Below are 22,699 nucleotides of genomic sequence, written 5' to 3'. Positions count from 1 at the left end.
TCGTCCGAACGGGTGAGGTGCGCTACTTCTTGCCGCCGCCGAGGATCTGGCCGAGCAGGTCGCCCAGGCCGCCGCCGGCCGCCGGAGCCGCGCCGGCCGGACCCGCGGGGGCGGCGCCCGCCGCACCCGGCACCGCTCCCGGGGAGGGGATCGGGGACTCGCCGCCGGCCGCGGCCGGGGCTCCGCCGCCGGCCTTCCCGGCGGCCGCGCGCTTGGCGAAGACCGCCAACAGGACCGGGATCAGCAGCTCGATGACCCGGGCGACGGTGGGGGCGGGGATGCCGGTCTTCTTCGAGACGGCATTGGCCACGGGCTTGCTCACCTTGGCGAGCACCCCGGCCATCATCCCGCCGCTGAGCATGCCGCCCAGGCCGCCGCCGAGGGTGGCCACGCCCTCCAGCGGGGCCTGGGTGACCTCGGCGAAGGCCTGGCGGACCTCGTTGCCGTCGTCGTCATCGGCGTCGGCCTTCTGCTGGAGGTCGCCGGTCATCGCCCCGACCGTGGCCGCGACGGTGTCACGGGCGCCGTTGGTGTCGGTGCCGAGGAGGCCGGCGATCTCGGTCAGCCGGTCGTCGCCGAGTTCGGTCAGCACGTCGTCCTGGAAGGTAGGTTCGCTCATGTCTGAAACGCTACTTCTGCGGCGATTCGGCGGCACCTCGGATGGCGCCCGGAACCCCCCTGAGTAATGGAAAGGTAAAGTTCCGAATCCGCGTGCAACCACGGGCAGGGGTCGCGGGTCGTATGTTGCGTCGGGACTTCCGGGGGGGATCCGGGGGGATCGGGAAGTCCGATGAGGGAGGGGTAACCGTGAGGGGGTCCGGCCGGAAGGCAGGACCCCCTTTTGGTTGGCGCTTCCGGGGTGGCCGCACTTTTTCCACAGTCGGCGCGGGCCTGTCGCACCCGGGCTGTAGCTTCGGGCCATGACGACGAACGCGGCCGTGGCGCCGGCGGTGGTCGAGGGGGTGCTGGAGCGCATCACCTACGCCAACGAGGAGAGCGGATACACGATCGCCCGGGTGGACACCGGCCGTGGCGCCGGGGACCTGCTCACGGTCGTCGGCTCCCTCCTGGGTGCCCAGCCCGGCGAGTCGCTGCGCATGGAGGGCCGTTGGGGCTCGCACCCCCAGTACGGCCGGCAGTTCACCGTGGAGAACTACACGACGCTGCTGCCCGCGACCATCCAGGGCATCCGGCGCTATCTCGGCTCCGGCCTGATCAAGGGCATCGGCCCGAAGATCGCCGACCGGATCGTGGAGCACTTCGGCCTCGACACCCTCGACGTCATCGAGGAGCAGCCGAAGCGGCTGATCGAAGTGCCCGGCCTCGGCCCCAAGCGCACCAAGCTGATCGGCGCGGCCTGGGAGGAGCAGAAGGCCATCAAGGAGGTCATGGTCTTCCTCCAGGGGGTCGGCGTCTCCACCTCCATCGCGGTGCGCATCTACAAGAAGTACGCCGACGCCTCCATCTCCGTGGTCCGCAACCAGCCGTACCGGCTCGCCGCCGACGTCTGGGGCATCGGCTTCCTGACCGCCGACCGCATCGCGCAGGCCGTCGGGATCCCGCACGACAGCCCGGAGCGGGTCAAGGCGGGGCTCCAGTACGCCCTGTCCCAGTCCGCCGACCAGGGGCACTGCTTCCTGCCCGAGGACCGGCTCATCGCCGACGGGGTCAAGCTGCTCCAGGTGGACACCGGGCTGGTCATCGACTGCCTGGCCGAGCTCGCCGCCGATCCGGAAGGGGTCGTACGGGAATCCGTGCCGGACCCGCAGGGCGGCCCGGACCCCCTCACCGCCGTGTACCTGGTGCCGTTCCACCGCGCCGAGCTGTCCCTGGCCGGTCAGGTCCGCCGCCTCCTGAACGCGGACGAGGACCGGCTGCCCGCCTTCCGGGACGTGGACTGGGACAAGGCCCTGGGCTGGCTCGCCGGCCGGACCGGAGCCACGCTGGCCCCCGCGCAGCGGGACGCGGTCCGGCTCGCCCTCACCCGCCGGGTCGCGGTCCTCACCGGCGGCCCGGGCTGCGGGAAGTCCTTCACCGTCCGCTCGATCGTGGAGCTGGCCCGGGCCAAGAAGGCCAAGGTCGTCCTCGCCGCCCCCACCGGCCGGGCGGCGAAGCGGCTGGCCGAACTCACCGGGGCCGAGGCCTCCACCGTGCACCGGCTCCTGGAGCTCAAGCCGGGCGGGGACGCGGCGTACGACCGGGAGCGGCCGCTCGACGCGGACCTGGTCGTCGTGGACGAGGCCTCGATGCTCGACCTGCTGCTGGCGAACAAGCTGGTCAAGGCGGTGGCACCGGGTGCCCACCTGCTGCTGGTCGGGGATGTGGACCAGTTGCCCTCGGTCGGGGCGGGCGAGGTGCTGCGCGATCTGCTCGCCGAGGGCGGGCCGGTCCCGGCCGTCCGGCTGACCACCATCTTCCGCCAGGCCCAGCAGTCCGGTGTGGTCACCAACGCCCACCGGATCAACACCGGCCTGCCGCCGATCACCGACGGGCTGCCCGACTTCTTCCTCTTCCCCGAGGAGGACACCGAGGAGGCCGGAAAGCTCGCCGTCGACGTCGCCGCCCGTCGTATTCCAGCCAGATTCGGCCTCGACCCGAGGCGGGACATCCAGGTCCTGGCCCCCATGCACCGCGGCCCGGCCGGCGCCGGAAACCTCAACGCGCTGCTCCAGCAGGCCATCACCCCGGCCCGGCCGAACCTGCCCGAGAAGCGGTTCGGCGGCCGCGTCTTCCGGGTCGGCGACAAGGTCACCCAGGTCCGGAACAACTACGACAAGGGCGCCAACGGGGTCTTCAACGGCACGGTCGGCGTGGTCACCGGCCTTGACCTGGAGGAACAGCGGCTGACGGTGCGCACGGACGAAGACGAGGAAGTGGCCTATGAGTTCGCGGAGCTCGACGAGCTGGCCCACGCGTACGCCGTCACCATCCACCGCTCCCAGGGGAGTGAATATCCGGCCGTCGTGATCCCGGTCACGACCGGCGCTTGGATGATGCTCCAGCGGAACCTGCTGTATACGGCCGTCACCCGGGCGAAGAAACTGGTCGTCCTGGTCGGGTCCCGCAAGGCCCTGGCTCAGGCGGTGCGTACCGTTTCCGCAGGCAGGAGGTACACGGCCGTCGCACCCAGGCTGTCCGGCCGGATACCGGTGGGAAACATCACCTAGATGATCGATCATTTGGGGTTCCTACAACGGTTCCGGAGGGGGCAGGATGTGCACGCTGGCGGCACTGAGTGCCGTCGAAAACACCAAAGCTCGACCCCGAGTGCACTCACCTGCGCCAAATGGGGGAAGGTAGAGGCAGTCAGGGCACCTCGAAGAAGAGGCACTACGTCGGTGAGGGATGACGTGAGCGACAACTCTGTAGTACTGCGGTACGCGGACGGTGAATACACCTACCCGGTGGTCGAGAGCACCGTCGGTGACCAGGGCTTCGACATCTCGAAGCTCAGGGCTCAGACCGGGCTGGTCACCCTGGACAGCGGCTACGGAAACACCGCCGCCTATAAGTCCGCCATTACTTATCTCGACGGTGAGCAGGGCATCCTGCGCTACCGCGGTTACCCGATCGAGCAGCTGGCGGAGCGCTCGACCTTCATCGAGGTCGCGTACCTGCTGATCAACGGGGAGCTGCCGACCGTCGACCAGCTCGCGTCGTTCCGCAACGACATCACCCAGCACACGCTGCTGCACGAGGACGTCAAGCGCTTCTACGACGGCTTCCCGCGCGACGCGCACCCGATGGCGATGCTGTCCTCCGTGGTCAGCGCGCTGTCGACGTTCTACCAGGACAGCCACAACCCGTTCGACGAGAAGCAGCGCAACCTCTCGACGATCCGGCTGCTGGCCAAGCTCCCGACGATCGCGGCCTACGCGTACAAGAAGTCGGTCGGCCACCCGGTGGTCTACCCGCGCAACGACCTCGGTTACGTCGAGAACTTCCTGCGCATGACCTTCTCCGTGCCGGCCCAGGAGTACGACCTGGACCCGGTCGTGGTCGCCGCGCTCGACAAGCTGCTGATCCTGCACGCGGACCACGAGCAGAACTGCTCGACCTCCACCGTGCGTCTGGTCGGCTCCTCGCAGGCGAACATGTTCGCCTCGATCTCCGCCGGCATCTCGGCCCTGTGGGGTCCGCTGCACGGTGGCGCCAACCAGTCGGTTCTGGAGATGCTCGAGGGCATCAAGAACGACGGCGGCGACGTCGACGCCTTCATCCGCAAGGTGAAGAACAAGGAAGACGGCGTCCGCCTGATGGGCTTCGGGCACCGCGTCTACAAGAGCTTCGACCCCCGGGCGAAGATCATCAAGGCGGCGGCGCACGATGTCCTCTCGGCGCTCGGCAAGGACGACGAGCTCCTCGACATCGCCCTGAAGCTGGAAGAGCACGCGCTGGCCGACGAGTACTTCGTCGAGCGCAACCTCTACCCGAACGTGGACTTCTACACGGGCCTGATCTACCGGGCCATGGGCTTCCCGACCGAGATGTTCACCGTGCTCTTCGCGATCGGCCGGCTGCCCGGCTGGATCGCGCAGTGGCACGAGATGATCAAGGAGCCCGGCTCCCGCATCGGCCGCCCGCGCCAGATCTACACCGGCGAGGTCCTGCGCGACTTCGTTCCGGTCGAGTCCCGCTGACCCGAGGGTCGAGCCGCAGTACCCGTAGGAGCAGCAGCACCCGAACAGGAAAAGCGCCCCGCCATCGATCCCCCCACGGGTCGAAGGTCGGGGCGCTTTCCTTACCCCGGAACGGATTCCCCCCACGGGACCCGGACCGGGTGTCTGCGTGCCGGCGCAACGTGTAGTCGTCCCAACACGTTTCCGGCATCGCCCCATTAGACCCACGCGACTGCCCGAAGGTTACGCCGGGGTCCCTGTGATCTGCGTCTCGTGTGAAGGTGCTGTGCGCGAGACGTGAAGGGTGATCACTAGCGGAAGGACCGCAGCCGCAGGCTGTTGGTGACCACGAAGACCGAGGAGAAGGCCATCGCGGCCCCCGCGATCATCGGGTTGAGCAGTCCGGCGGCGGCCAGCGGCAGCGCCGCGACGTTGTAGCCGAAGGCCCAGAAGAGGTTGCCCTTGATGGTGGCCAGGGTCCGGCGCGAGAGCCGGATCGCGTCCGCCGCGACCCGCAAGTCGCCCCGTACGAGCGTCAGATCGCTCGCCTCGATCGCCGCGTCGGTGCCGGTGCCCATGGCCAGGCCCAGGTCGGCCTGGGCCAGCGCGGCCGCGTCGTTGACCCCGTCGCCGACCATGGCGACCGTACGGCCCTCGGCCTGAAGCCGGCGTACGACGTCGACCTTGTCCTGCGGGAGGACCTCGGCGATGACCTCCTCGATGCCCACCGCGCGGGCCACCGTCCGGGCGACGGCCTTGTTGTCGCCGGTCAGCAGGACCGGGGTCAGACCCAGGGCCCGCAGCCGGGACACGGCCTCGGCGCTGGTCTCCTTGACGGCGTCGGCCACGGTCAGCACCCCGCGGGCCTCCCCGTCCCAGGCGACCAGCACGGCGGTCGAACCCTCGGCCTCGGCGGCGTTCTTGACCTCGGCGAGGGCGGGGGGCAGCGCGATCGACCAGTCGGCGAGCAGCTTCTCGCGCCCCACCAGGACGGCGTGTCCGTCGACCACGCCCTGCACGCCGAGGCCGCCGTGGTTCTCGAAGTCCTCCGGGGCCGACAGGCCGCCGGGGAGTTCCGCGGCGCCCGCCGCGATGGCCCGGGCGATCGGATGCTCGGAGGCGTGCTCCAGGGAACCGGCCAGGCGCAGCAGTTCGGTCGCGTCCACACCCTCGGCCGGGTGGGTGCCGGTCAGGGTCATCTTGCCGGTGGTCACGGTGCCGGTCTTGTCCAGGACGACGGTGTCGACGCGGCGGGTGGACTCCAGCACCTCGGGGCCCTTGATCAGGATGCCGAGCTGTGCGCCCCGGCCGGTGCCGACCATCAGCGCGGTCGGGGTGGCCAGGCCCAGGGCGCACGGGCAGGCGATGATCAGGACGGCCACGGCGGCGGTGAAGGCCGCCGTCGGGTTGTCGGTGATCAGCAGCCAGGTGACCCAGGTGCCCAGGGCCAGGACGAGCACGACCGGGACGAAGACGCCGGAGATCCGGTCGGCGAGGCGTTGGACCTCGGCCTTGCCGTTCTGCGCGTCCTCGACCAGCTTGGCCATCCGGGCGAGCTGGGTGTCCGCGCCGACACGGGTGGCCTCGACGACGAGGCGGCCCGAGGTGTTGACGGTGGCTCCGGTGACGGTGTCGCCCACGGTCACCTCGACCGGGACCGATTCGCCGGTCAGCATGGCGGCGTCCACGGCGGAGCTGCCCTCGACGACCGTGCCGTCGGTGGCGATCTTCTCGCCGGGCCGGACGAGGAACCGGTCGCCCACCGCGAGCGCGCTCACGGGGATGCGTACCTCGGCCCCGCCGCGCAGGACCGCCACGTCCTTGGCGCCGAGCCGCATCAGGGCCTTGAGGGCCGCGCCGGCCTTCCGCTTCGAGCGGGCCTCCAGGTAGCGGCCGAGCAGGATGAAGCTGACGACTCCGGCGGCCACCTCAAGGTAGATCGCCGAGGAGCCGTCCGTGCGGGAGACCGAGAAGTCGAAGCCGTGCCGCATGCCGGGCATTCCGGCGTGGCCGAAGAACAGGGCCCACAGCGACCAGGCGAAGGCGGCCCCGGTGCCCACCGACACCAGGGTGTCCATGGTGGCGGCGCCGTGCCGTGCGTTGGTCCAGGCGGCCTTGTGGAAGGGGAGTGCGCCCCAGACGACGACGGGGGCGGCGAGGGTGAGCGAGAGCCACTGCCAGTTGTCGAACTGGAGGGCCGGGACCATCGCGAGCAGGACGACGGGCAGCGAGAGCGCCACGGAGACCAGGAGGCGCTGGCGCAGCGCGGCCAGTTCGGGGTCGCGCGCCTCCTGCGCCCCGGTGTCCTGCGACTCGGGCCCGGTCTCGGTCTCGGGCTCCGGCGGCGGGGGCTCCTCGGCGGTGTAGCCGGTCTTGACGACCGTCGCGATGAGGTCGGCGACCTGCACGTCGGCGCCGTAGGAGACCTTGGCCTTCTCGGTGGCGTAGTTCACCGAGGCGGTGACCCCGTCCATCCGGTTCAGCTTCTTCTCGATGCGGGCCGCGCAGGAGGCGCAGGTCATCCCGCCGATGGTCAGCTCGACCTCGGCGGTGCCCGAGGCTGCCGCCGATGCCTGCGCCGCCGCTATGGGTCCGTCGTGCACTGTGCTGCTGCTCATGTTCCGGCTCCAGGGGGAGGGCCGGGCCGTACGGAACCAGTATGAGCTGGCCGGTACGGCCCGGCGGGGTACTGCGGGGTACGGCCGAAGAGGGAGGGCTCAGGCCTGGCCGGCGAACTCGTAGCCGGCCTCGTCGACTGCGGCGCGCACGACGGCCTCGTCGAGGGGGGCCGCCGAGACCACGGTGACCTCGCCCGTGGCGGCGACGGCCTTGACCGAGCTGACGCCCGCCAGGGCGGAGAGCTCGGTGGTCACCGCGCCCTCGCAGTGCCCACAGGTCATGCCGGTCACCCGGTAGACGGTGGTGGTCTGGGTGTCCGTGTCGGCGCTCATGTCGTTCTCCTCTTCAAGGGCGTTTCCGGGGGGCCGGAAGGGGCGGCGGATCGCTCGTGGAGTATCCACCGTTCATCCCGACACTGCGAGACTATACCCCTAGGGGGTATCAATGCGAGCATCCCGCGAGATCTTTTGCGGTGGACAATCGGGGCGAAGCGTATGTAAATGACACACATGGCGCACTCGGGGATCACTCTCATCCTGATCATGTCGATCGCGGTCCTCGCGCCCCTGCTCGCGTACGGGGTCTCGCGCTGGCTTCCCGTCCCGCTGGTGATCTTCGAGATCGTCCTGGGCGTTCTGGTCGGACCCGACGTCCTCGGCTGGGCGCACTCCACCGATGTCATCGACGTGCTCAGTGAGCTCGGCCTCGCGATGCTGATCTTCCTGGCCGGCTACGAGATCCAGTTCGCCCAGGTCAAGGGCGACACCCTGAAGCGGTCGGTGTGGGCCTGGATGGCCGCCCTCGCGCTCGGGCTCGGGCTCGGCCTGCTGCTGTCGGGCGGCGGATTCGAGAAGGGCGTCTACATCGGCACCGCGCTCACGAGTACCGCCCTCGGCACGATCCTGCCGGTCCTGCGGGACTCGGGGGACCTCCAGAGCCGGTTCGGCTCGGTGATGATGGCGATGGGCGCGGTGGGCGAGTTCGGGCCGATCATCGCGATGGCCCTGCTGCTCAGCGGCCGGGCGCCGGGGCAGTCCGCGGCCCTGCTGATCGGCTTCGCGGTGCTGACGGCCGCCGCCGTGTTCTGGGCGATGCGGCCCAAGCCGCCCTGGTTCGCCCGGGTCATCGCCAAGACCCTGCACAGCAGCGGGCAGTTCGCGGTGCGCCTGGTGGTGCTGATCCTCGTGGCGTTCCTGGCGCTGTCCGAGGTGCTCGGCCTCGATGTCCTCCTCGGAGCCTTCGCCGCCGGGCTGATCACCCGGCTCGTGCTGCACGGGGCCGCGCCGGAGAGCAGCGAGGCCGTGCTGTCGAAGGTGGAGGCCATGGGCTTCGGCTTCCTGGTGCCGCTGTTCTTCGTGGTCACCGGGATCGAGTTCGACCTGGACGCGCTGCTCGCGGGCGGGCGGGTGCTGCTGTTGCTCCCGGTGTTCCTGTTGCTCTTCCTCGTGGTGCGCGGGCTGCCGATGTGGCTGCTGGCCCCCCGGGACCTCGGACGCCGGGACCGGTCGGCGCTGGTGCTGTTCGGCTCCACGGCGCTGCCGCTGGTGGTGGCGATCACCACCCTGGGCGTGGAGGAGGGGAAGCTGGGGCCGGGCGAGGCGGCCGCGCTGGTCGGGGCCGGAATGGTGTCCGTACTGGTCTTCCCGCTGGCGGGGCTGCGGTTGCGGGCGGGAGCCGGTGACGGGTCCGGCTCCGGTGCGGGCTCCGGCGGGCCCGGGGACGTGGGGAAGATGGTCAGCGAGGAGGAGGCGTGGTGATCATCGGGTCCAGGTAGCGGAACAGGACGGTCTTCAGCTCCGCGACGTACGCGGCCCGTTCCGCCCCCTCGCTGGCCAGGATCAGTTCGAGCGAGGTCTGCACGATCCCGAGCACCATGTGGGCGACGTGGCTGAGCTCCGTCCCGGTGGCGGGGGCGCCGGGGGCGGCCGGGGTGACGCAGGCGCGCAGCAGCCCCTCGACGCGGGTCTGCATTCCGGCGTGCAGCTCGTCGTGTTCCTGGGCGATGCCGGGGATGCCGGACCCGTGCATGAGCGCCCAGAAGGACGGGTTCTCGCAGTTGAAGGCGATGACCGGATCCAGGACCGCGTCGAGCAGCTCGGGCAGCGGCCGGTCCAGGTTCTCGGGGAGGAAGGCCCGGCCGTGCGCCTCGTGGGCGCGCTGGAGGAGGTGGCCGCCCAGCTCGACGGCGATGGCTTCCTTGTTCGGGAAGAACTGGTAGAGCGTGCCCGGGGACACGCCGGCCTCGCGGGCGATGGCGTTGGTGCTGGCCGCCGCGTAACCCGTACGGCAGAACACCCCGGCGGCGGCGGTCAGGAGCTGGGCGATCCGGCGCTCGCCGCGGGCCTGGCGGCGGCGGGGGGCGGCTTCTGTCGCTGTTGCCGCCACTGTTGCCCCCTCCGCTTCCGCGGTGGATTCATCCGGTTTGTCCGCGCTCTTGGTCCGAGAGGTCTCCCGCATGTCCAATCCCTTGCTTCCCGTTGCTTCCCGTGGGTGATTGACAAACACGAGAGATCGCTCGCATTCTTGAAAAACGCGAGCGACTGCTCGTGTTTGCCAGTCTAAGTGGCCTGGCAACCACGGTGAAGGGGACACCGAGACATGTCCGAAGTCAAAAAACCGCCGTCGCCTGGGGAGGGCGGCCGGTGGACGGGGTTCGTCACCACACGGCCGAGGCTCTCACTGCTGCTCGCCCTCGTGGTCACGGCCCTGGCCGTCTTCGCCGGCGGAGGCGTCGCCGACCGACTGGGAAGCGGGGGCTGGGAGGATCCCGGGGCCCGCTCCACCTATGCCACCAAGGCGCTGGAGCGCGAGTTTCCCGGCTCCCAGCCCAATCTGCTGCTGCTCGTCGAGTCCGGGGCCGCCGCCGGGACGGCCGGGGTGGACGACCCCGCCGTCGCCGCCGAGGCGGAGCGGCTGACGGCGCGGCTCGCCGCCGAGCCCGGGGTGACCGGTGTGGGTTCGTACTGGCGGACCGGGCTGCCCACCCTGCGCTCCCAGGACGGCCGCGAGGCCCTGATAGCCGCCCGGGTGCTGGGTGACGAGAAGACGGCCAACGCCGTCCTGGACCGGATCGTCCCGAGCTACCGCGGCGAGCACGGACCGGTGAAGGTCACCCTCGGCGGTCCGGCCGCCGTCCAGCGCGAGGTGACCTCCACCATCCAGGAGGACCTGCTGCTCGCCGAGCTGATCGCCCTGCCCGTGACGCTCGTCCTGCTCGTCCTCGTCTTCGGCAGCGCCGTGGCGGCCCTGCTGCCCCTCGGTGTCGGCATCGTCGCCATCATCGGAACCAACGCCGTGCTGCGCGGTCTCACCGAGATCACCGACGTCTCCGTCTTCGCGCAGAACCTGACCACCGCCCTCGGGCTCGGACTCGCCGTCGACTACGCCCTGTTCATCGTGCGGAGGTTCCGCGAGGAGCTGGCCGCCGGGCGCGACCCGGTGGCGGCCGTCGGAGTCACCCTGCGCACCGCCGGGCGGACGGTCCTGTTCTCGGCGCTGACCGTGGCCGTCGCCCTCTCGGCCATGCTCTTCTTCCCGATGTACTTCCTGCGCTCCTTCGCCTACGCCGGAGTCGCGGTGGTCCTGCTCGCCGCGGCGGCCGCGCTCATCCTGCTGCCCGCGGCGCTCGTGCTGCTGGGAGAGCGGGTCAACTCCTTCGACCTGCGCCGGCTGTGGCGCCGGGGCGGACCGGCCGGGAGCGATCCGGGCCGGACCGGGGGCGGGCGGGGCTGGGCCCGGCTGACGGACCTGGTCATGCGCCGGGCCCCCGTGTTCGCCGTGGCCACGACGGCCGGGCTGCTGCTCCTCGGACTGCCCTTCCTCGGCGTCAAGTTCGGCACCGTGGACGACCGGCAGCTGCCGGCGACCGCCGAATCGCACGTGGTGCAGCAGCACATCCGCGAGGGCTTCCCCGGCAGTCCCGGCGGAGCGCTGACCGTACTCACCGAGGGGGCCCCCGGCGCCGCCGACCTCGACGCCTACAAGCGACAGGTCGAAGCCCTGCCCGGAGTGCTGGGGGTGGAGGGGCCGGTCGCTTCCGCCGCCGGCAGCGGATACGCCTACTTCTCGGTGCTCACCGAAGGCGAGGAAGTGGGAGAGCAGGCCCAGGACCTGGTGGGCCTGGTCAGGGCGGTGGACGCGCCTTTCGACACCGCCGTGACCGGACAGGCCGCGGTGCTCGTCGACGCCCGCGACGCCATAGCCGAGGAGCTGCCCCTGGCCCTGGCCGTCGTGGTGCTGGCGACGCTGCTGCTGGTATTCCTGCTCACCGGGAGCCTGCTGATACCCGTGCAGGCCGTACTGCTCAACGCACTGAGCCTGACCGCGATGTTCGGGGCGGTGGTGTGGGTGTTCCAGGAGGGCCACCTCTCCGGACTGCTCTCCTTCACCTCCACCGGGGACATCGAGACCACCCTGCCCGTGCTGATGTTCTGCATCGCCTTCGGACTCTCCATGGACTACGGGGTGTTCCTCATATCCCGGATCAAGGAGGCGTACGACCGGACCGGAGACCACGAGGGGGCGGTGCGCGCCGGGCTGACCCGCACGGGCGGACTGATCACCGCGGCGGCCGTGATCCTGGCGGTGGTGATGGTGGCCATCGGCAGCTCGCGGGTGACCAACACCAAGATGCTCGGCCTGGGGATCGCGCTGGCCGTACTGATGGACGCGATGGTCGTGCGGAGCCTGCTGGTGCCGGCGGTGATGAAGCTGACCGGGAAGGCCACCTGGTGGGCGCCGGCTCCGCTGCGCCGACTGCACGCACGCATCGGGCTGAGCGAGGGGGAGCCCGCGCCGGCCGCCGAGCGGCCCGAGCCCGAGCCGGTGCCCGCCGGGAGCCGCTAGCGGACGGGGCCCGGGAGGGTCCCGTCCCTGGACCGGACGCCGTGTCAGTCCTCGCGGCGTCCGCGGTTGCCGGGCCGGCGCGCCACCCAGGTGCGGATGGTGTCGGCGTACCAGTAGGGCTTACCGCCCTCCACATGGTCGGGGGCGGGCAGCAGCCCGTGCTTGCGGTAGGAGCGCACCGTGTCCGGCTGGACCCGGATGTGAGCGGCGATCTCCTTGTACGACCACAGCTGTCGGTCGCTCATCCTCGACACCTCCTTGTCCACGCCGCAGGGCCGGCCGGGAGGCCGTCGGGGGAGCCGGCGCGTGGACACTGACGATCACTCAGGTTGTGCCCGGGGAACGACGCAGGGTGAGGCCAGGGGAGGGGCTGTCGTCCGGCTGTGACGGAAGACCCGCGTAATGCGGACATGTGTGACACAAGGGCGACCCTCGTGACACGGGTGGCACATGGGGAAGGAGGGCGGCCGTACCGGCCCGGGGGCCGGGGCGCGTCATCGAGGGTCCTGAGGCCGGGGCGGGTGGATCAGCGGTAGAGGGCCGGGCGCTGGGCCAGTTCCACCAGGGTCCGCACGCCGCTGCGGGCCGCGGCGAGGCCCGCCTCGGAGACGGCCGCCGCCGCGTAGCCGTCCCAGGCGTCGGGACCGTCCACCCTGCCCAGCGCGGCCGCGGCGACCCAGCGGCGGAGCTGGCGGTCGTAGGCGTCGGCGAACCGCACCGTGAAGTCCTGGTCGATCTCCCCGCCCCAGCGGCCCGCCGACTGGACGACCATCGCGTGGCCGTCACCGATCCGGGCGGTGCCGGACTCGCCGACCGCCTCGCACTGCACCTGGTAGCCGAAACCGCAGTTGACGAAGATCTCCACGTCGACCACGGCGCCGCCGGAGGTCTCCATGAGGACGAACCGGGGATCGCGCAGCCCCTCGCGGGCGGCAGAGGCGGGCGTCGGGGAGAACACGGTCACCGCGGTGATCTCCTGGCCCAGCAGCCAGCGGGCCGCGTCCACCTCGTGCACCACCGAATCGCTGATCAGCATGTCGCTGGTGAAGAAGGACGGCGAGGAGGCGTTGCGGTGCCGGCAGTGCAGGAACAGCGGCCGTCCGATGCCGCCCGCGTCGAGCAGCTCCTTGAGCCGCGCGTACTCGGCGTCGTAGCGCCGCATGAAGCCGACCTGGACGAGCCGGCGGCCCAGCCGCGCCTCCGCCTCCATGATCCGCAGGGCGCCCGCCGGATCGGGGGTCAGCGGCTTCTCGCAGAGCACCGGCAGCCGCCGCTCCAGCGCCTGCAGGATCGCTTCCTCATGGGCGGGCCCGGGCGAGGCGATCAGTACGGCGTCCACCCCGGGCGCCGCTATCGCGGCCGCCGGATCGGTGTGCGCGCTCGCCGCCTCCAGACCGGCCGTGACCTCCTTGACCCGGTCCCCGTCCGGGTCGGCCACGGCCACCACCCGGGCCCCGCCGACCGTCCGGCCGAAGCGGCGGACGTGGTCGGAGCCCATCTTCCCGGTACCGATGACGGCGATGCCGAGCGTGCTGGTCATGTTCTGTTCCTCCACGAGGGTGCGTACGGCCGGGGGATCCGGTTCAGCGGGCGCCACAGGAGCGCAGGTGGGCGCGGGTGCGGCGGGCGATCGGCAGCGGCCGGTCGGGCGGGCACGGGTACATGTCCTGCTCCACGATGGCGAACAGGTCCACGCCGAGCCGCTCGGCGGCCGCCAGCACCGGTTCGAGCGCGGGTACCCCCGACGGCGGCTCGCACATCACCCCACGGGCCACGGCCGGCCCGAACGGGACCTGGTCCCGGACGACTTCGGCGAGGATCCGCGGATCGACCTGCTTGAGGTGCAGGTAGCCGATCCGCTCGCCGAAGGTCTCGATCGCCCGGACGCTGTCGCCGCCGCAGTACGCGTAGTGCCCGGTGTCCAGGCAGAGGGAGACCAGTGCCGGGTCGGTGGCGTCGAGGAACCGCGCCACGTTCTCGGGGGTGTCGATGTGCGTGTCCGCGTGCGGGTGGACGACGATCCGCAGCCCGTACTCGTCCTGGACCCGCTTCCCCAGCCGCTCGGTCTGCGTGGTCAGTTCGCGCCAGGCCCCGGGGGTGAGGGTGCGCTCCTCCAGCACCTCGCCGGTCTTGTCGTCCCTCCAGAAGGAGGGGATCACGACGAGGTGCGCCGCTCCCATGGCCCGGGTGAGCTCCGCGATCCGCGACACGTGCTCCCAGGTTGCCTCCCACACGGCGGGCCCGTGATGGAGTCCGGTGAAGACGGTTCCCGCGGAGACCCGCAGGCCGCGCGCCCCGACTTCGTCGGCGAGCCGGACGGGATCGGTGGGGAGATAGCCGTAGGGGCCGAGCTCGATCCACTCGTACCCGGCTTCGGCGACCTCGTCGAGGAACCGCTCCCACGGGGTCTGCCGGGGATCGTCGGGGAACCAGACCCCCCAGGAGTCCGGAGCCGAACCGACGCGGATTCGGGTCAACGCGGGCGGTGAGGACGTCATACGGCCACCTTAGGGTGCGAGGCTCTTGGGTGCGGGGAGCACTCGGTCGGGAGGAATGGTGTGGTGATGGCTGCGGATCCGTTGGCGTTCGACCTGATCACGATGGGGCGGATCGGGGTGGATCTCTACCCCCTGAGGACGGGCGTACCGCTCGGCGAGGCGGACACCTTCGGGAAGTTCCTGGGCGGTTCCCCGACCAACGTCGCCGTCGCGGCGGCCCGGCTGGGACGGCGGACGGCGGTGATCACCCGGACCGGAGCGGACCCCTTCGGCGCGTATCTCCGGGCGGAGCTGCGCGGGTTCGGGGTGGACGACCGGTGGGCCGGTGAGGTGGCGGCCTATCCGACGCCGGTGACCTTCTGCGAGATCTTCCCGCCGGACGATTTCCCGCTGTACTTCTACCGCTACCCGAAGGCGCCCGACTTGGAGATCGCCGCGGACGAGCTCGACCTCGACGCGGTGCGGGCGGCGCGGGTGTTCTGGATGACCGGCACGGGGCTCAGCGCGGAGCCGAGCCGGACGGCCACCCTGGCGGCGCTGGAGGCACGGGACAGGAGCCCGTTGACGGTGTTCGACCTGGACTGGCGCCCGATGCTCTGGCCCTCCGGGGACGGGGGCGGCGCCGCCGGGCCCGGGGAGTGGTACCGCCGGGCGCTGTCCCTCGCCACGGTGGCCGTGGGCAACGCCGAGGAGTGCGCGATCGCCACCGGCGAGACCGAGCCGTACGCGGCGGCGCGGGCGCTGCTCGGCGCCGGGGTCGAGCTGGCGGTCGTGAAGCGGGGCCCGGCGGGTGTGCTGGCCGTCCACCGGGACGGGACGGTGGCGGAGCTCCCCCCGGTACCGGTGACCGTCGTCAACGGGCTCGGCGCGGGGGACGCCTTCGGCGGGGCCCTGTGTCACGGGCTGCTCTCGGGATGGGAGTTGGAGCGGGTAATCGGCTACGCGAACGCGGCCGGGGCCATCGTGGCGTCGCGGCTGGCGTGTTCGACGGCGATGCCGTTCGCTGCGGAAGTGGAGGAGGTGCTCGGCCGTGCCGGTGGTGTCTGAGTGGGCGATGGAGTGGACGGGGCTGCGCGTGCTCGACCTCGCGCCCGGGGAGGCGTACGCGCATGCGTGCGGGGAGTCGGAGTGGATCGTGCTCCCCCTGTCGGGCGGCTGCGAGGTCCGCTGCGCGGAGCCGTCCCCCTCCCCGCCCCTTCCCGAAACCGGGGGCGCTGCCCCCGGCCCGCGAGGGCGCACGGCGGGTCACCCGCACACGCAGGCTGACGCCGGCCGGAATCCAGCCCCTCCGGCGTTCGAGGAGCGGGGTCCGGGGCAGAGCCCCGGGAGCGGACCGCAGGTGTTCCGACTCCGGGGGCGACGCGGGGTGTTCGACGGTCCCACCGACTTCGCCTACCTGCCCCGGGACGGCCACGCCGAGGTCACCTCCCCCGGCGGCGGCCGCTTCGCGCTCGTCGGCGCCCGCTGCGAGCAGCGTCTCCCCGCCCGGTACGGGGCCGCCGCCGAGGTGCCCGTGGAGCTCCGGGGAGCCGGACAGTGCTCCCGCCAGGTCAACAACTTCGCCGCCGCCGGAGTCTTCGACTGCGACCGGCTCATCGCCGTGGAGGTGCTCACCCCCGGCGGCAACTGGTCCTCGTACCCGCCCCACAAGCACGACGAGCACCACCCCGGCGTGGAATCCCGGCTGGAGGAGATCTACTACTACGAGATCGCCCCGCACGGGGACACACCCGGCCTCGGCTACCAGCGTGTCAGCCCGTCCCCGGCGGGGAAGACCGACATCCTCACCGAGGTGAGGACCGGCGACGCGGTCCTCATCCCGGACGGCTGGCACGGCCCCTCCATCGCCGCGCCCGGCCACGACATGTACTACCTCAACGTCATGGCGGGACCCGGAGCGACCCGGGAATGGCTCATCCGGGACCACCCCGATCACGGGTGGATCCGCTCCACCTGGACCGGCCGGGACGTCGACCCCCGACTGCCCTTCCACCACCGAGCGGAGGACTCCGCATGACACCGACCGTCCGGCTCACCGTCGCGCAGGCCCTCGTCCGCTTCCTCTCCCGGCAGTACACCGAGCGCGACGGACACCGCCGGCGGCTGATCGCCGCCACCTGGGGGATCTTCGGGCACGGGAACGTCGCCGGGATCGGCCAGGCCCTGCTGGAGACCGGCCGCGCGGAGATGCCGTTCCTGCAGGGCCGCAACGAGCAGGCCATGGTGCACGCCGCGGTCGGGTTCGCGCGGCAGAGCGGGCGGCTGTCCGCGCACGCCGTCACCACCTCCATCGGCCCGGGCGCCACCAACCTCGTCACCGGGGCCGCCCTCGCCACCATCAACCGCATCCCGGTGCTCCTGCTGCCCGGGGACGCCTTCGCGACCCGGCCCGCCGACCCCGTCCTCCAGCAGCTGGAGGTCCCCCATGCGGGTGATGTCTCCGTCAACGACACCCTGCGCCCCGTCTCCCGCTCCTTCGACCGCGTCACCCGTCCCGAAGCCCTGATTCCGGCCGCGCTACAGGCCGTACGGGTCCTCACCGACCCGGTGAGCACCGGCGCCGTCACCCTCGCGCTGCCGCAGGACGTCCAGGCCGAGGCGTACGACTGGCCGGAGGAGTTCTTCGCCGAGCGGGTGTGGGGCGTACGCCGGCCCCGCCCCGACCGGACCGAGCTGACGCGGGCGGCCCGCGCCGTACGCGGCTCCGCGCGGCCGCTGATCATCGCCGGCGGCGGGATCCGGCACAGCGCCGCGGGCGCTGCGCTGGCGGGGTTCGCCGAGGCCACCGGGATCCCGGTGGCCTCCACCCAGGCGGGCAAGGGGGCCCTGCCGTGGGACCACCCCGCCGACGTGGGCGGGATCGGGCACACCGGCACGGCCACCGCCGACGCGCTGGCCCGCGAAGCCGATCTGGTGATCGCGGCCGGGACCCGGCTCACCGATTTCACCACCGCCTCCGCGACGCTGTTCCAGGACCCCGGCGTGCGGTTCCTCGGGCTCAACCTGGACCCGTACGACGCCCACAAACTCGCCGCCCGCCCTCTGGTCTGCGATGCGCGGGAGGGCCTGGAAGAACTCCGGGCCGAGGTCGCCGGGTACCGGGTGGACCCCCCGTACGAGGCGGCGTACAAAGAAGGGAAGAGGGCGTGGGAGCGGCTGGTCGACCGGGCGTACGCGGCTCCCGACGAGGACGCCGTCCCGACGCAGGCACAGGTGCTGGGTCTGCTGGACGGCCTCGTCGACGGTGACGACATCCTGATCAATGCCGCCGGTTCGCTCCCCGGGGACCTGCACAAGCTGTGGCGGGCCCGCTCCGCGGACCAGTACCACGTCGAATACGGGTACTCCTGCATGGGCTACGAGATCCCCGCCGCGATCGGCACCGCGCTCGCCGCCCCCGGGCGGCCGGTGTGGGCGCTGGTCGGCGACGGGACGTACCTGATGAACCCGACCGAGATCGTCACCGCCGTACAGGAGGGGATCCCGGTCAAGGTGGTGATCCTCGACAACCACGGATACGCCTCGATCGGCGGCCTCTCGGACGCGGTGGGCGCCGAGGGATTCGCCACCGCCTACCGCTTCCGGGCGGTGGACGGTTCGTACAGCGGTGCGCCCCTGCCGCTGGACCTCGCGGCCAACGCGGCCTCCCTCGGGATGGCCGTCCTCCGCCCCCGCACCCTCGGTGACCTGCGCAAAGCCCTTGCCGAGGCGCGGGTGGCGGACCGTCCCACATGTGTCTACGCACAGACCCGAACACCCGACACTGTGTCGGGCCCACCCCCCGCACAGGCGTGGTGGGATGTACCTGTGGCCGAGACCGCGACCCGTGCGTCGGCGGCCCGGGCCCGAGAAGAGTACGACCGGCAAGCCGCGCAGCGACGTCGCCATCTGTGAAGGAGTTAGGCATGAAGACCGTCAACCACTGGATCGGTGGCAAGACCGTCGAGGGCGCGTCGGGCAACTACGGCCCTGTCACCGACCCGGCCACCGGTGAGGTCACCACGCAGGTGGCCCTCGCGTCCGCCGACGAGGTCGACGCGGCCGTACGAGTCGCCAAGGAGGCGTTCCTGTCCTGGGGGCAGTCCTCGCTGGCCGCCCGCACCAAGGTGCTGTTCGCCTACCGCGCCCTGCTGGACGCCAACCGCGACGCGATCGCCGACCTGATCGTCGCCGAGCACGGCAAGGTCCACTCGGACGCGCTGGGCGAGGTCGCCCGCGGCCTGGAGATCGTCGAGCTGGCCTGCGGCATCACCGTGCAGCTCAAGGGCGAGCTGTCCACCTCGGTGTCCAGCCGCGTGGACGTCTCCTCGATCCGCCAGCCGATCGGCGTGGTCGCGGGCATCACCCCGTTCAACTTCCCGGCGATGGTGCCGATGTGGATGTTCCCGCTGGCCGTGGCCTGCGGCAACACCTTCATCCTCAAGCCGAGCGAGAAGGACCCCTCCGCCTCCACGCTGCTGGCGCAGCTCGCCAGCCAGGCCGGTCTGCCGGCGGGCGTGCTGAACGTGGTCCACGGTGACAAGGTCGCCGTCGACGCGCTCCTCGCGCACCCCGACATCGCGGCCGTCTCCTTCGTGGGCTCGACCCCGATCGCCCGCCACATCCACACCACCGCCTCCGCCAACGGCAAGCGCGTACAGGCCCTGGGCGGCGCCAAGAACCACATGCTGGTGCTGCCGGACGCCGACCTGGACGCCGCCGCCGACGCAGCGGTCTCGGCCGCCTACGGCTCGGCCGGCGAGCGCTGCATGGCCATCTCGGCCGTCGTCGCCGTCGGCTCCATCGCCGACACCCTCGTGGACAAGATCCGCGAGCGCGCCGAGAAGATCAAGATCGGCCCCGGCAACGACCCGACCTCCGAGATGGGTCCGCTGATCACCGCCGCCCACCGCGACAAGGTCGCCTCGTACGTGACGGGCGCGGCCGCGCAGGGCGCCGACGTGGTCCTGGACGGCACCGGCTACACGGTCGAGGGCAACGAGAAGGGCCACTGGATCGGCCTCTCGCTGCTGGACAACGTCAAGACCGACTCCGACGCCTACCGCGACGAGATCTTCGGCCCGGTGCTGTGCGTGCTGCGCGTCGAGACCTACGAGGAGGGCGTGGCGCTCATGAACGCCTCGCCGTTCGGCAACGGCACCGCCATCTTCACCCGCGACGGCGGCGCCGCCCGCCGCTTCCAGCTGGAGATCGAGGCGGGCATGGTCGGCGTCAACGTGCCGATCCCGGTGCCGGTGGGCTACCACTCCTTCGGTGGCTGGAAGGACTCCCTCTTCGGCGACCTGCACATCTACGGCAACGACGGCATCCAGTTCTACACCCGGGGCAAGGTCGTCACGACCCGCTGGCCCGACCCGTCGGACGCCCCCGCCGGCGTGGACCTCGGGTTCCCGCGCAACCACTGACGGGAGTCCCCGGCCCGAGTCCCCGGCCGGGCGCACGCCTCGTAGGACCGCTCGCCCCCCGCAACCCTCACCGCGGGGGGCGAGCCCGTTCCCGGCCCGGCTCGGATCAGCCCGGCACGGTGCGGCTCAGAGCAGCGACCAGACGTCCGCCGCCGCCGTCTGCGACCAGACGGGGTCGCCGTGCCCGTAGCCCGGGAGGACGGTGAAGCGGACCCGCCGGTTGCCGCCCGCCCGGATCAGCCGGGGGCCGCGCGCGTGGTCGCCGCGGCCCAGCTCGGTGTTGATCCACACCACTTCGGCGGAGATCCGCTCCCAGTCGATCGCGTACGTCTTCTCGTCGCCCGCCCAGACCGCGGCCAGGTCCCGCATCAGGGCGGTCGGGATCAGCCCGCTGCCCAGGGCCGTGGCCGCCGCGTGCCAGGTGGCGAGCGGTGCATGGGCGAGGGCGAAGCGGTCCCCGGCCGGGGTGGCTCCGAAGGCGTACGAGCCCGCCGCGTGGCCCTGGGTGTGGATCCAGTTCGCCGGGCCGGGCAGCAGGGAAGTGCGGACCAGCGCGTAGTGGGCGAGCCCGGCGTTGGTGAAGCGGAGCCCGGGATCGGGGGGCCAGGGAACATCCGAGGGGCCCGCCGGGTCGGTGACGGCCCGGGCGACCAGCGCCGCCAGGCCCGGATCGGTCGCGTACGCGCCCTCCGCGATCCCGGCCGCGTACGCGTCCCGGGTCTGGGCCGCCCGTACGGCCAGGTCGCCGGAGTAGGGCCCGGTCGTGTCCAGGGCCACGACCCGGGTCAGGCGGGGCGAGTCGTCGTGCGCGGCGGCGTCCAGGGCGAGCAGGGCCCCGGCGGAGTGGCCCACGTACTGGTACGGCAGCCCGAATGCCGCCTCCAGCGCCTCCACGACCGCGGCCAGATCCCGGCGGTGCGCCGCGAGCCCCCAGTCGGGGCCGATGTCCTGCGCGGTCGCGGCGTCCTCGCGCGGGGTGACGCCGACGACGAGCAGGCCCTCGCGGCGCAGCCGGTGGGCGAGGTTCAGGTCGGACGGGGTGAAGAAGACGGAGCCGAAGTTCAGTCCGCCGCCCGGCAGGAGGTACGCGATCCCGCGCGGGGTCCGGCGGGTGTCCGCGATCACGTCCACCGTGACCGGGGCCGGACCGCCGTCCTCGCGCGGGAGCGTGAGCCGGATCCAGCCGTCCCCCGGGACGTACACCGCGGTGCCGGTGCCCAGGGTCCGCTCGACGAGGGCCAGCAGCCCGATCCCCGCGTCGGCGGGATCCGCGGGCCGGCCCGCGGGGGTTCCGTGCGCGGGCCGGCCGGGCTCCGCTTCGCCGTGCTGTCGTGCCATGTGTGGTGCCTCCCGGGCGCCTGCCCCTGCCCGGGGATGGCCGGATGCCGTCCCCTGGGGACACCTTTGCCGATCAGCGCACTCCAGCCAAGTCCGGTGCCTGTTCCGGCCGTTCGGCGGCGGCCCGGCGGCGCCGGAGCAGTGCCCGGGCGGCGATGGCGGCGCCGGCCAGCACCAGGAGGGCGCCGAGCGCGGTCCACGGCACCGCGAGGAAATCCGTGGCCGAGGAGGATGCGAGGTCGGGGTAGGCCGAGGCGCCGGCGGTGATGTCGACGGTGACCCAGTCCGACTGGGGTGCGTCCGCCCACTCCTCGGTCAGCTCGATCCGCTGGCCCGGGAGGAGGACGAGCTTCAGCTCGCGGGCCGGCCGGTCCAGCACCCGGCGGCCGAACAGCCCCTCGGCGGACACCGTCACCTTCGGTTCGACGACCACGTTGCCCCGGTTGACCAGGGAGTACGTGATCTTGGCGCGGGCGTCCTTGACCCAGGGCAGCAGCGGCGCCGCCCGGCTGATCTTCACGTCCTCCACGCTCAGCCCCGGGGTCACCGGCCCCGGGACCCGGAAGTACAGCCGGGCACCGACCTGGCGCTTCACCCCGACCTGGACCTTGCCCTCCTGCTGGATGCCCTCGACGGCGGTGTTGAGGGCGACGATCCCGCCCACGTGGTCACCGGGTGTCGCGTCCGCCGGAACCTTCACGGAGAACGGGAAGTCCTTGCGGCCCTTGGGGGGCACGGTGACGGTGGCCTTGGTCTCGGGCGGCAGCGCGACCCAGGTGCCCACGTCCTTGGGCTTGGTCTCCACCGGCAGCAGAGCGAAGCCGCCGCCCACCGGGGTGTTGACGGCGTCAGTGGCGAATATCCGGAACGTCAGCTCCTTGTCGGAGGAGTTCACGATCGTCGCGCTGTCGCTGATGGTGGTGCCGGCCTCGCCCTGGTGGAAGAAGTACGCGCGGTCGGTCATCGCCGCACCGGCCGGGGGTGTCGGGAAGACGCCCCAGGTGCCGTTGTCCGCGGCCGTCGCGGGAAGGGCCGGGAGCAGCAGGGCGGCGAGGCCGAGGAGCAGGCCGAGGAGGAGGGTGCGGGTACGCATGGGCGGTTCTCCAGTCGGGCCGGACGGGGAGGGGGTGAGCCGGGGCGATCGCTGGCGGGGGGTGGTGCGCGGAAGGGTGGTGCGCGGAAGGGTGGTGCGCGGAAGGGTGGGGGGGGGGGGGGGGGGGGGGGGGGGGGGGGGGGGGGGGGGGGGGGGGGGGGGGGGGGGGGGGGGGGGGGGGGGGGGCGGGGGGGGGGGGGGGGGGGGGGGGGGGGGGGGGGGGGGGGGGGGGGGGGGGGGGGGGGGGGGGGGGGGGGGGGGGGGGGGGGGGGGGGGGGGGGG

The 22,699-nt window shown here is 72.2% G+C and carries 17 protein-coding genes; 8 read left to right on the top strand and 9 right to left on the bottom strand.

Translation table 11 applies throughout. The annotated features are described in order from the left end of the window. Positions 1-22: 22 nt before the first annotated feature. Positions 23-619: a DUF937 domain-containing protein gene (locus ACFYM0_RS24730; protein ID WP_388504952.1), complete on the bottom strand. Its 597-nt coding sequence runs from the start codon at positions 617-619 to the stop codon at positions 23-25. A gap of 301 nt (positions 620-920) precedes the next feature. Between ACFYM0_RS24730 and ACFYM0_RS24725 the strand changes: the two genes are divergently transcribed. Together ACFYM0_RS24725 and ACFYM0_RS24720 are read left to right on the top strand one after the other, a co-directional pair. Further along, complete coding sequence (locus ACFYM0_RS24725) at positions 921-3,167, top strand: ATP-dependent RecD-like DNA helicase (protein WP_388504950.1); 2,247 nt, start codon at positions 921-923, stop codon at positions 3,165-3,167. Positions 3,168-3,350: 183 nt separating this feature from the next. Further along, positions 3,351-4,640 (top strand): citrate synthase, encoded by a 1,290-nt coding sequence (locus ACFYM0_RS24720; protein ID WP_327252830.1) that lies wholly within the window; start codon positions 3,351-3,353, stop codon positions 4,638-4,640. Between the two features lie 290 nt (positions 4,641-4,930). Here ACFYM0_RS24720 and ACFYM0_RS24715 read toward each other — a convergent pair whose 3' ends face one another. Together ACFYM0_RS24715 and ACFYM0_RS24710 are read right to left on the bottom strand one after the other, a co-directional pair. Beyond that, positions 4,931-7,141 (bottom strand): heavy metal translocating P-type ATPase, encoded by a 2,211-nt coding sequence (locus ACFYM0_RS24715; protein WP_388505422.1) that lies wholly within the window; start codon positions 7,139-7,141, stop codon positions 4,931-4,933. Positions 7,142-7,336: 195 nt separating this feature from the next. After that, positions 7,337-7,570 (bottom strand): heavy-metal-associated domain-containing protein, encoded by a 234-nt coding sequence (locus ACFYM0_RS24710; protein WP_388504948.1) that lies wholly within the window; start codon positions 7,568-7,570, stop codon positions 7,337-7,339. A gap of 177 nt (positions 7,571-7,747) precedes the next feature. Here ACFYM0_RS24710 and ACFYM0_RS24705 point away from each other — a divergent pair, with 177 nt between their 5' ends. Continuing rightward, a complete protein-coding gene (locus tag ACFYM0_RS24705) occupies positions 7,748-8,995 on the top strand; it encodes a cation:proton antiporter (protein ID WP_388505419.1) in 1,248 nt (415 codons plus the stop codon). On the opposite strand, the gene ACFYM0_RS24700 is transcribed toward ACFYM0_RS24705, so the two are convergent. Beyond that, a complete protein-coding gene (locus ACFYM0_RS24700) occupies positions 8,973-9,695 on the bottom strand; it encodes a TetR/AcrR family transcriptional regulator (protein WP_388504945.1) in 723 nt (240 codons plus the stop codon). The two genes, ACFYM0_RS24705 and ACFYM0_RS24700, sit on opposite strands and share 23 nt — an antisense overlap. Positions 9,696-9,836: 141 nt before the next feature. Here ACFYM0_RS24700 and ACFYM0_RS24695 point away from each other — a divergent pair, with 141 nt between their 5' ends. Continuing rightward, positions 9,837-12,083 carry an MMPL family transporter gene (locus ACFYM0_RS24695; protein ID WP_388504943.1) on the top strand — a complete coding sequence of 749 codons (2,247 nt, stop codon included), beginning with the start codon at positions 9,837-9,839 and terminating at the stop codon, positions 12,081-12,083. 44 nt (positions 12,084-12,127) lie between these two features. Here ACFYM0_RS24695 and ACFYM0_RS24690 read toward each other — a convergent pair whose 3' ends face one another. The 3 genes from ACFYM0_RS24690 to ACFYM0_RS24680 all read right to left on the bottom strand — a co-directional run bounded on the left by ACFYM0_RS24690 (position 12,128) and on the right by ACFYM0_RS24680 (position 14,581). Continuing rightward, positions 12,128-12,328: an AlpA family transcriptional regulator gene (locus ACFYM0_RS24690; RefSeq protein WP_030297784.1), complete on the bottom strand. Its 201-nt coding sequence runs from the start codon at positions 12,326-12,328 to the stop codon at positions 12,128-12,130. A gap of 281 nt (positions 12,329-12,609) precedes the next feature. Further along, positions 12,610-13,623, bottom strand: coding sequence for a Gfo/Idh/MocA family protein (locus ACFYM0_RS24685; RefSeq protein ID WP_388504942.1), 1,014 nt, complete (start codon positions 13,621-13,623; stop codon positions 12,610-12,612). A 43-nt stretch (positions 13,624-13,666) separates the two neighbouring features. Next, positions 13,667-14,581, bottom strand: coding sequence for a sugar phosphate isomerase/epimerase family protein (locus ACFYM0_RS24680; RefSeq protein WP_388504939.1), 915 nt, complete (start codon positions 14,579-14,581; stop codon positions 13,667-13,669). Between the two features lie 66 nt (positions 14,582-14,647). On the opposite strand from ACFYM0_RS24680, the gene iolC reads away from it, so the two are divergent. Genes iolC through ACFYM0_RS24660 form a run of 4 tightly spaced genes read left to right on the top strand, consistent with a single transcriptional unit; the run spans position 14,648 to position 19,986 of the window. Next, positions 14,648-15,628, top strand: a complete 981-nt coding sequence (gene iolC, locus ACFYM0_RS24675) for a 5-dehydro-2-deoxygluconokinase (protein WP_388504938.1) — start codon at positions 14,648-14,650, stop codon at positions 15,626-15,628. Between the two features lie 7 nt (positions 15,629-15,635). Beyond that, on the top strand, positions 15,636-16,598 hold the full coding sequence (gene iolB / locus ACFYM0_RS24670; protein ID WP_388505417.1) for a 5-deoxy-glucuronate isomerase: 963 nt from the start codon (positions 15,636-15,638) through the stop codon (positions 16,596-16,598). After that, positions 16,595-18,475: a 3D-(3,5/4)-trihydroxycyclohexane-1,2-dione acylhydrolase (decyclizing) gene (gene iolD / locus ACFYM0_RS24665; RefSeq protein ID WP_388504935.1), complete on the top strand. Its 1,881-nt coding sequence runs from the start codon at positions 16,595-16,597 to the stop codon at positions 18,473-18,475. The genes iolB and iolD overlap by 4 nt, the downstream gene beginning before the upstream one ends. An 11-nt stretch (positions 18,476-18,486) precedes the next feature. Next, the gene (locus ACFYM0_RS24660) at positions 18,487-19,986 is read left to right on the top strand and encodes a CoA-acylating methylmalonate-semialdehyde dehydrogenase (RefSeq protein ID WP_388504933.1); all 1,500 of its coding nucleotides are present in this window, start codon (positions 18,487-18,489) and stop codon (positions 19,984-19,986) included. A 126-nt stretch (positions 19,987-20,112) separates the two neighbouring features. On the opposite strand, the gene ACFYM0_RS24655 is transcribed toward ACFYM0_RS24660, so the two are convergent. Together ACFYM0_RS24655 and ACFYM0_RS24650 are read right to left on the bottom strand one after the other, a co-directional pair. Beyond that, positions 20,113-21,324, bottom strand: a complete 1,212-nt coding sequence (locus ACFYM0_RS24655; RefSeq protein ID WP_388504930.1) for a hypothetical protein — start codon at positions 21,322-21,324, stop codon at positions 20,113-20,115. Between the two features lie 73 nt (positions 21,325-21,397). Next, positions 21,398-22,417, bottom strand: a complete 1,020-nt coding sequence (locus tag ACFYM0_RS24650; protein ID WP_388504927.1) for a WxL protein peptidoglycan domain-containing protein — start codon at positions 22,415-22,417, stop codon at positions 21,398-21,400. Positions 22,418-22,699 lie beyond the last annotated feature (282 nt).

Origin of the sequence: Streptomyces sp. NPDC006487, assembly GCF_042870555.1 — a bacterium.
In the GTDB taxonomy this organism is placed as follows: domain Bacteria; phylum Actinomycetota; class Actinomycetes; order Streptomycetales; family Streptomycetaceae; genus Streptomyces.
This window is presented reverse-complemented; position numbering and strand designations above follow the sequence as displayed.

Bases quoted from the DNA above. Each gene is read 5' to 3' on its own strand.
- ACFYM0_RS24730 (WP_388504952.1), bottom strand. From the start codon at position 619: ATGAGCGAACCTACCTTCCAGGACGACGTGCTGACCGAACTCGGCGAC.
- ACFYM0_RS24725 (WP_388504950.1), top strand. From the start codon at position 921: ATGACGACGAACGCGGCCGTGGCGCCGGCGGTGGTCGAGGGGGTGCTG.
- ACFYM0_RS24715 (WP_388505422.1), bottom strand. From the start codon at position 7,141: ATGACCTGCGCCTCCTGCGCGGCCCGCATCGAGAAGAAGCTGAACCGG.
- ACFYM0_RS24710 (WP_388504948.1), bottom strand. From the start codon at position 7,570: ATGAGCGCCGACACGGACACCCAGACCACCACCGTCTACCGGGTGACC.
- ACFYM0_RS24705 (WP_388505419.1), top strand. From the start codon at position 7,748: ATGGCGCACTCGGGGATCACTCTCATCCTGATCATGTCGATCGCGGTC.
- ACFYM0_RS24700 (WP_388504945.1), bottom strand. From the start codon at position 9,695: ATGCGGGAGACCTCTCGGACCAAGAGCGCGGACAAACCGGATGAATCC.
- ACFYM0_RS24695 (WP_388504943.1), top strand. From the start codon at position 9,837: ATGTCCGAAGTCAAAAAACCGCCGTCGCCTGGGGAGGGCGGCCGGTGG.
- ACFYM0_RS24690 (WP_030297784.1), bottom strand. From the start codon at position 12,328: ATGAGCGACCGACAGCTGTGGTCGTACAAGGAGATCGCCGCTCACATC.
- ACFYM0_RS24685 (WP_388504942.1), bottom strand. From the start codon at position 13,623: ATGACCAGCACGCTCGGCATCGCCGTCATCGGTACCGGGAAGATGGGC.
- ACFYM0_RS24680 (WP_388504939.1), bottom strand. From the start codon at position 14,581: ATGACGTCCTCACCGCCCGCGTTGACCCGAATCCGCGTCGGTTCGGCT.
- iolC (WP_388504938.1), top strand. From the start codon at position 14,648: ATGGCTGCGGATCCGTTGGCGTTCGACCTGATCACGATGGGGCGGATC.
- iolB (WP_388505417.1), top strand. From the start codon at position 15,636: ATGGAGTGGACGGGGCTGCGCGTGCTCGACCTCGCGCCCGGGGAGGCG.
- iolD (WP_388504935.1), top strand. From the start codon at position 16,595: ATGACACCGACCGTCCGGCTCACCGTCGCGCAGGCCCTCGTCCGCTTC.
- ACFYM0_RS24660 (WP_388504933.1), top strand. From the start codon at position 18,487: ATGAAGACCGTCAACCACTGGATCGGTGGCAAGACCGTCGAGGGCGCG.
- ACFYM0_RS24655 (WP_388504930.1), bottom strand. From the start codon at position 21,324: ATGGCACGACAGCACGGCGAAGCGGAGCCCGGCCGGCCCGCGCACGGA.
- ACFYM0_RS24650 (WP_388504927.1), bottom strand. From the start codon at position 22,417: ATGCGTACCCGCACCCTCCTCCTCGGCCTGCTCCTCGGCCTCGCCGCC.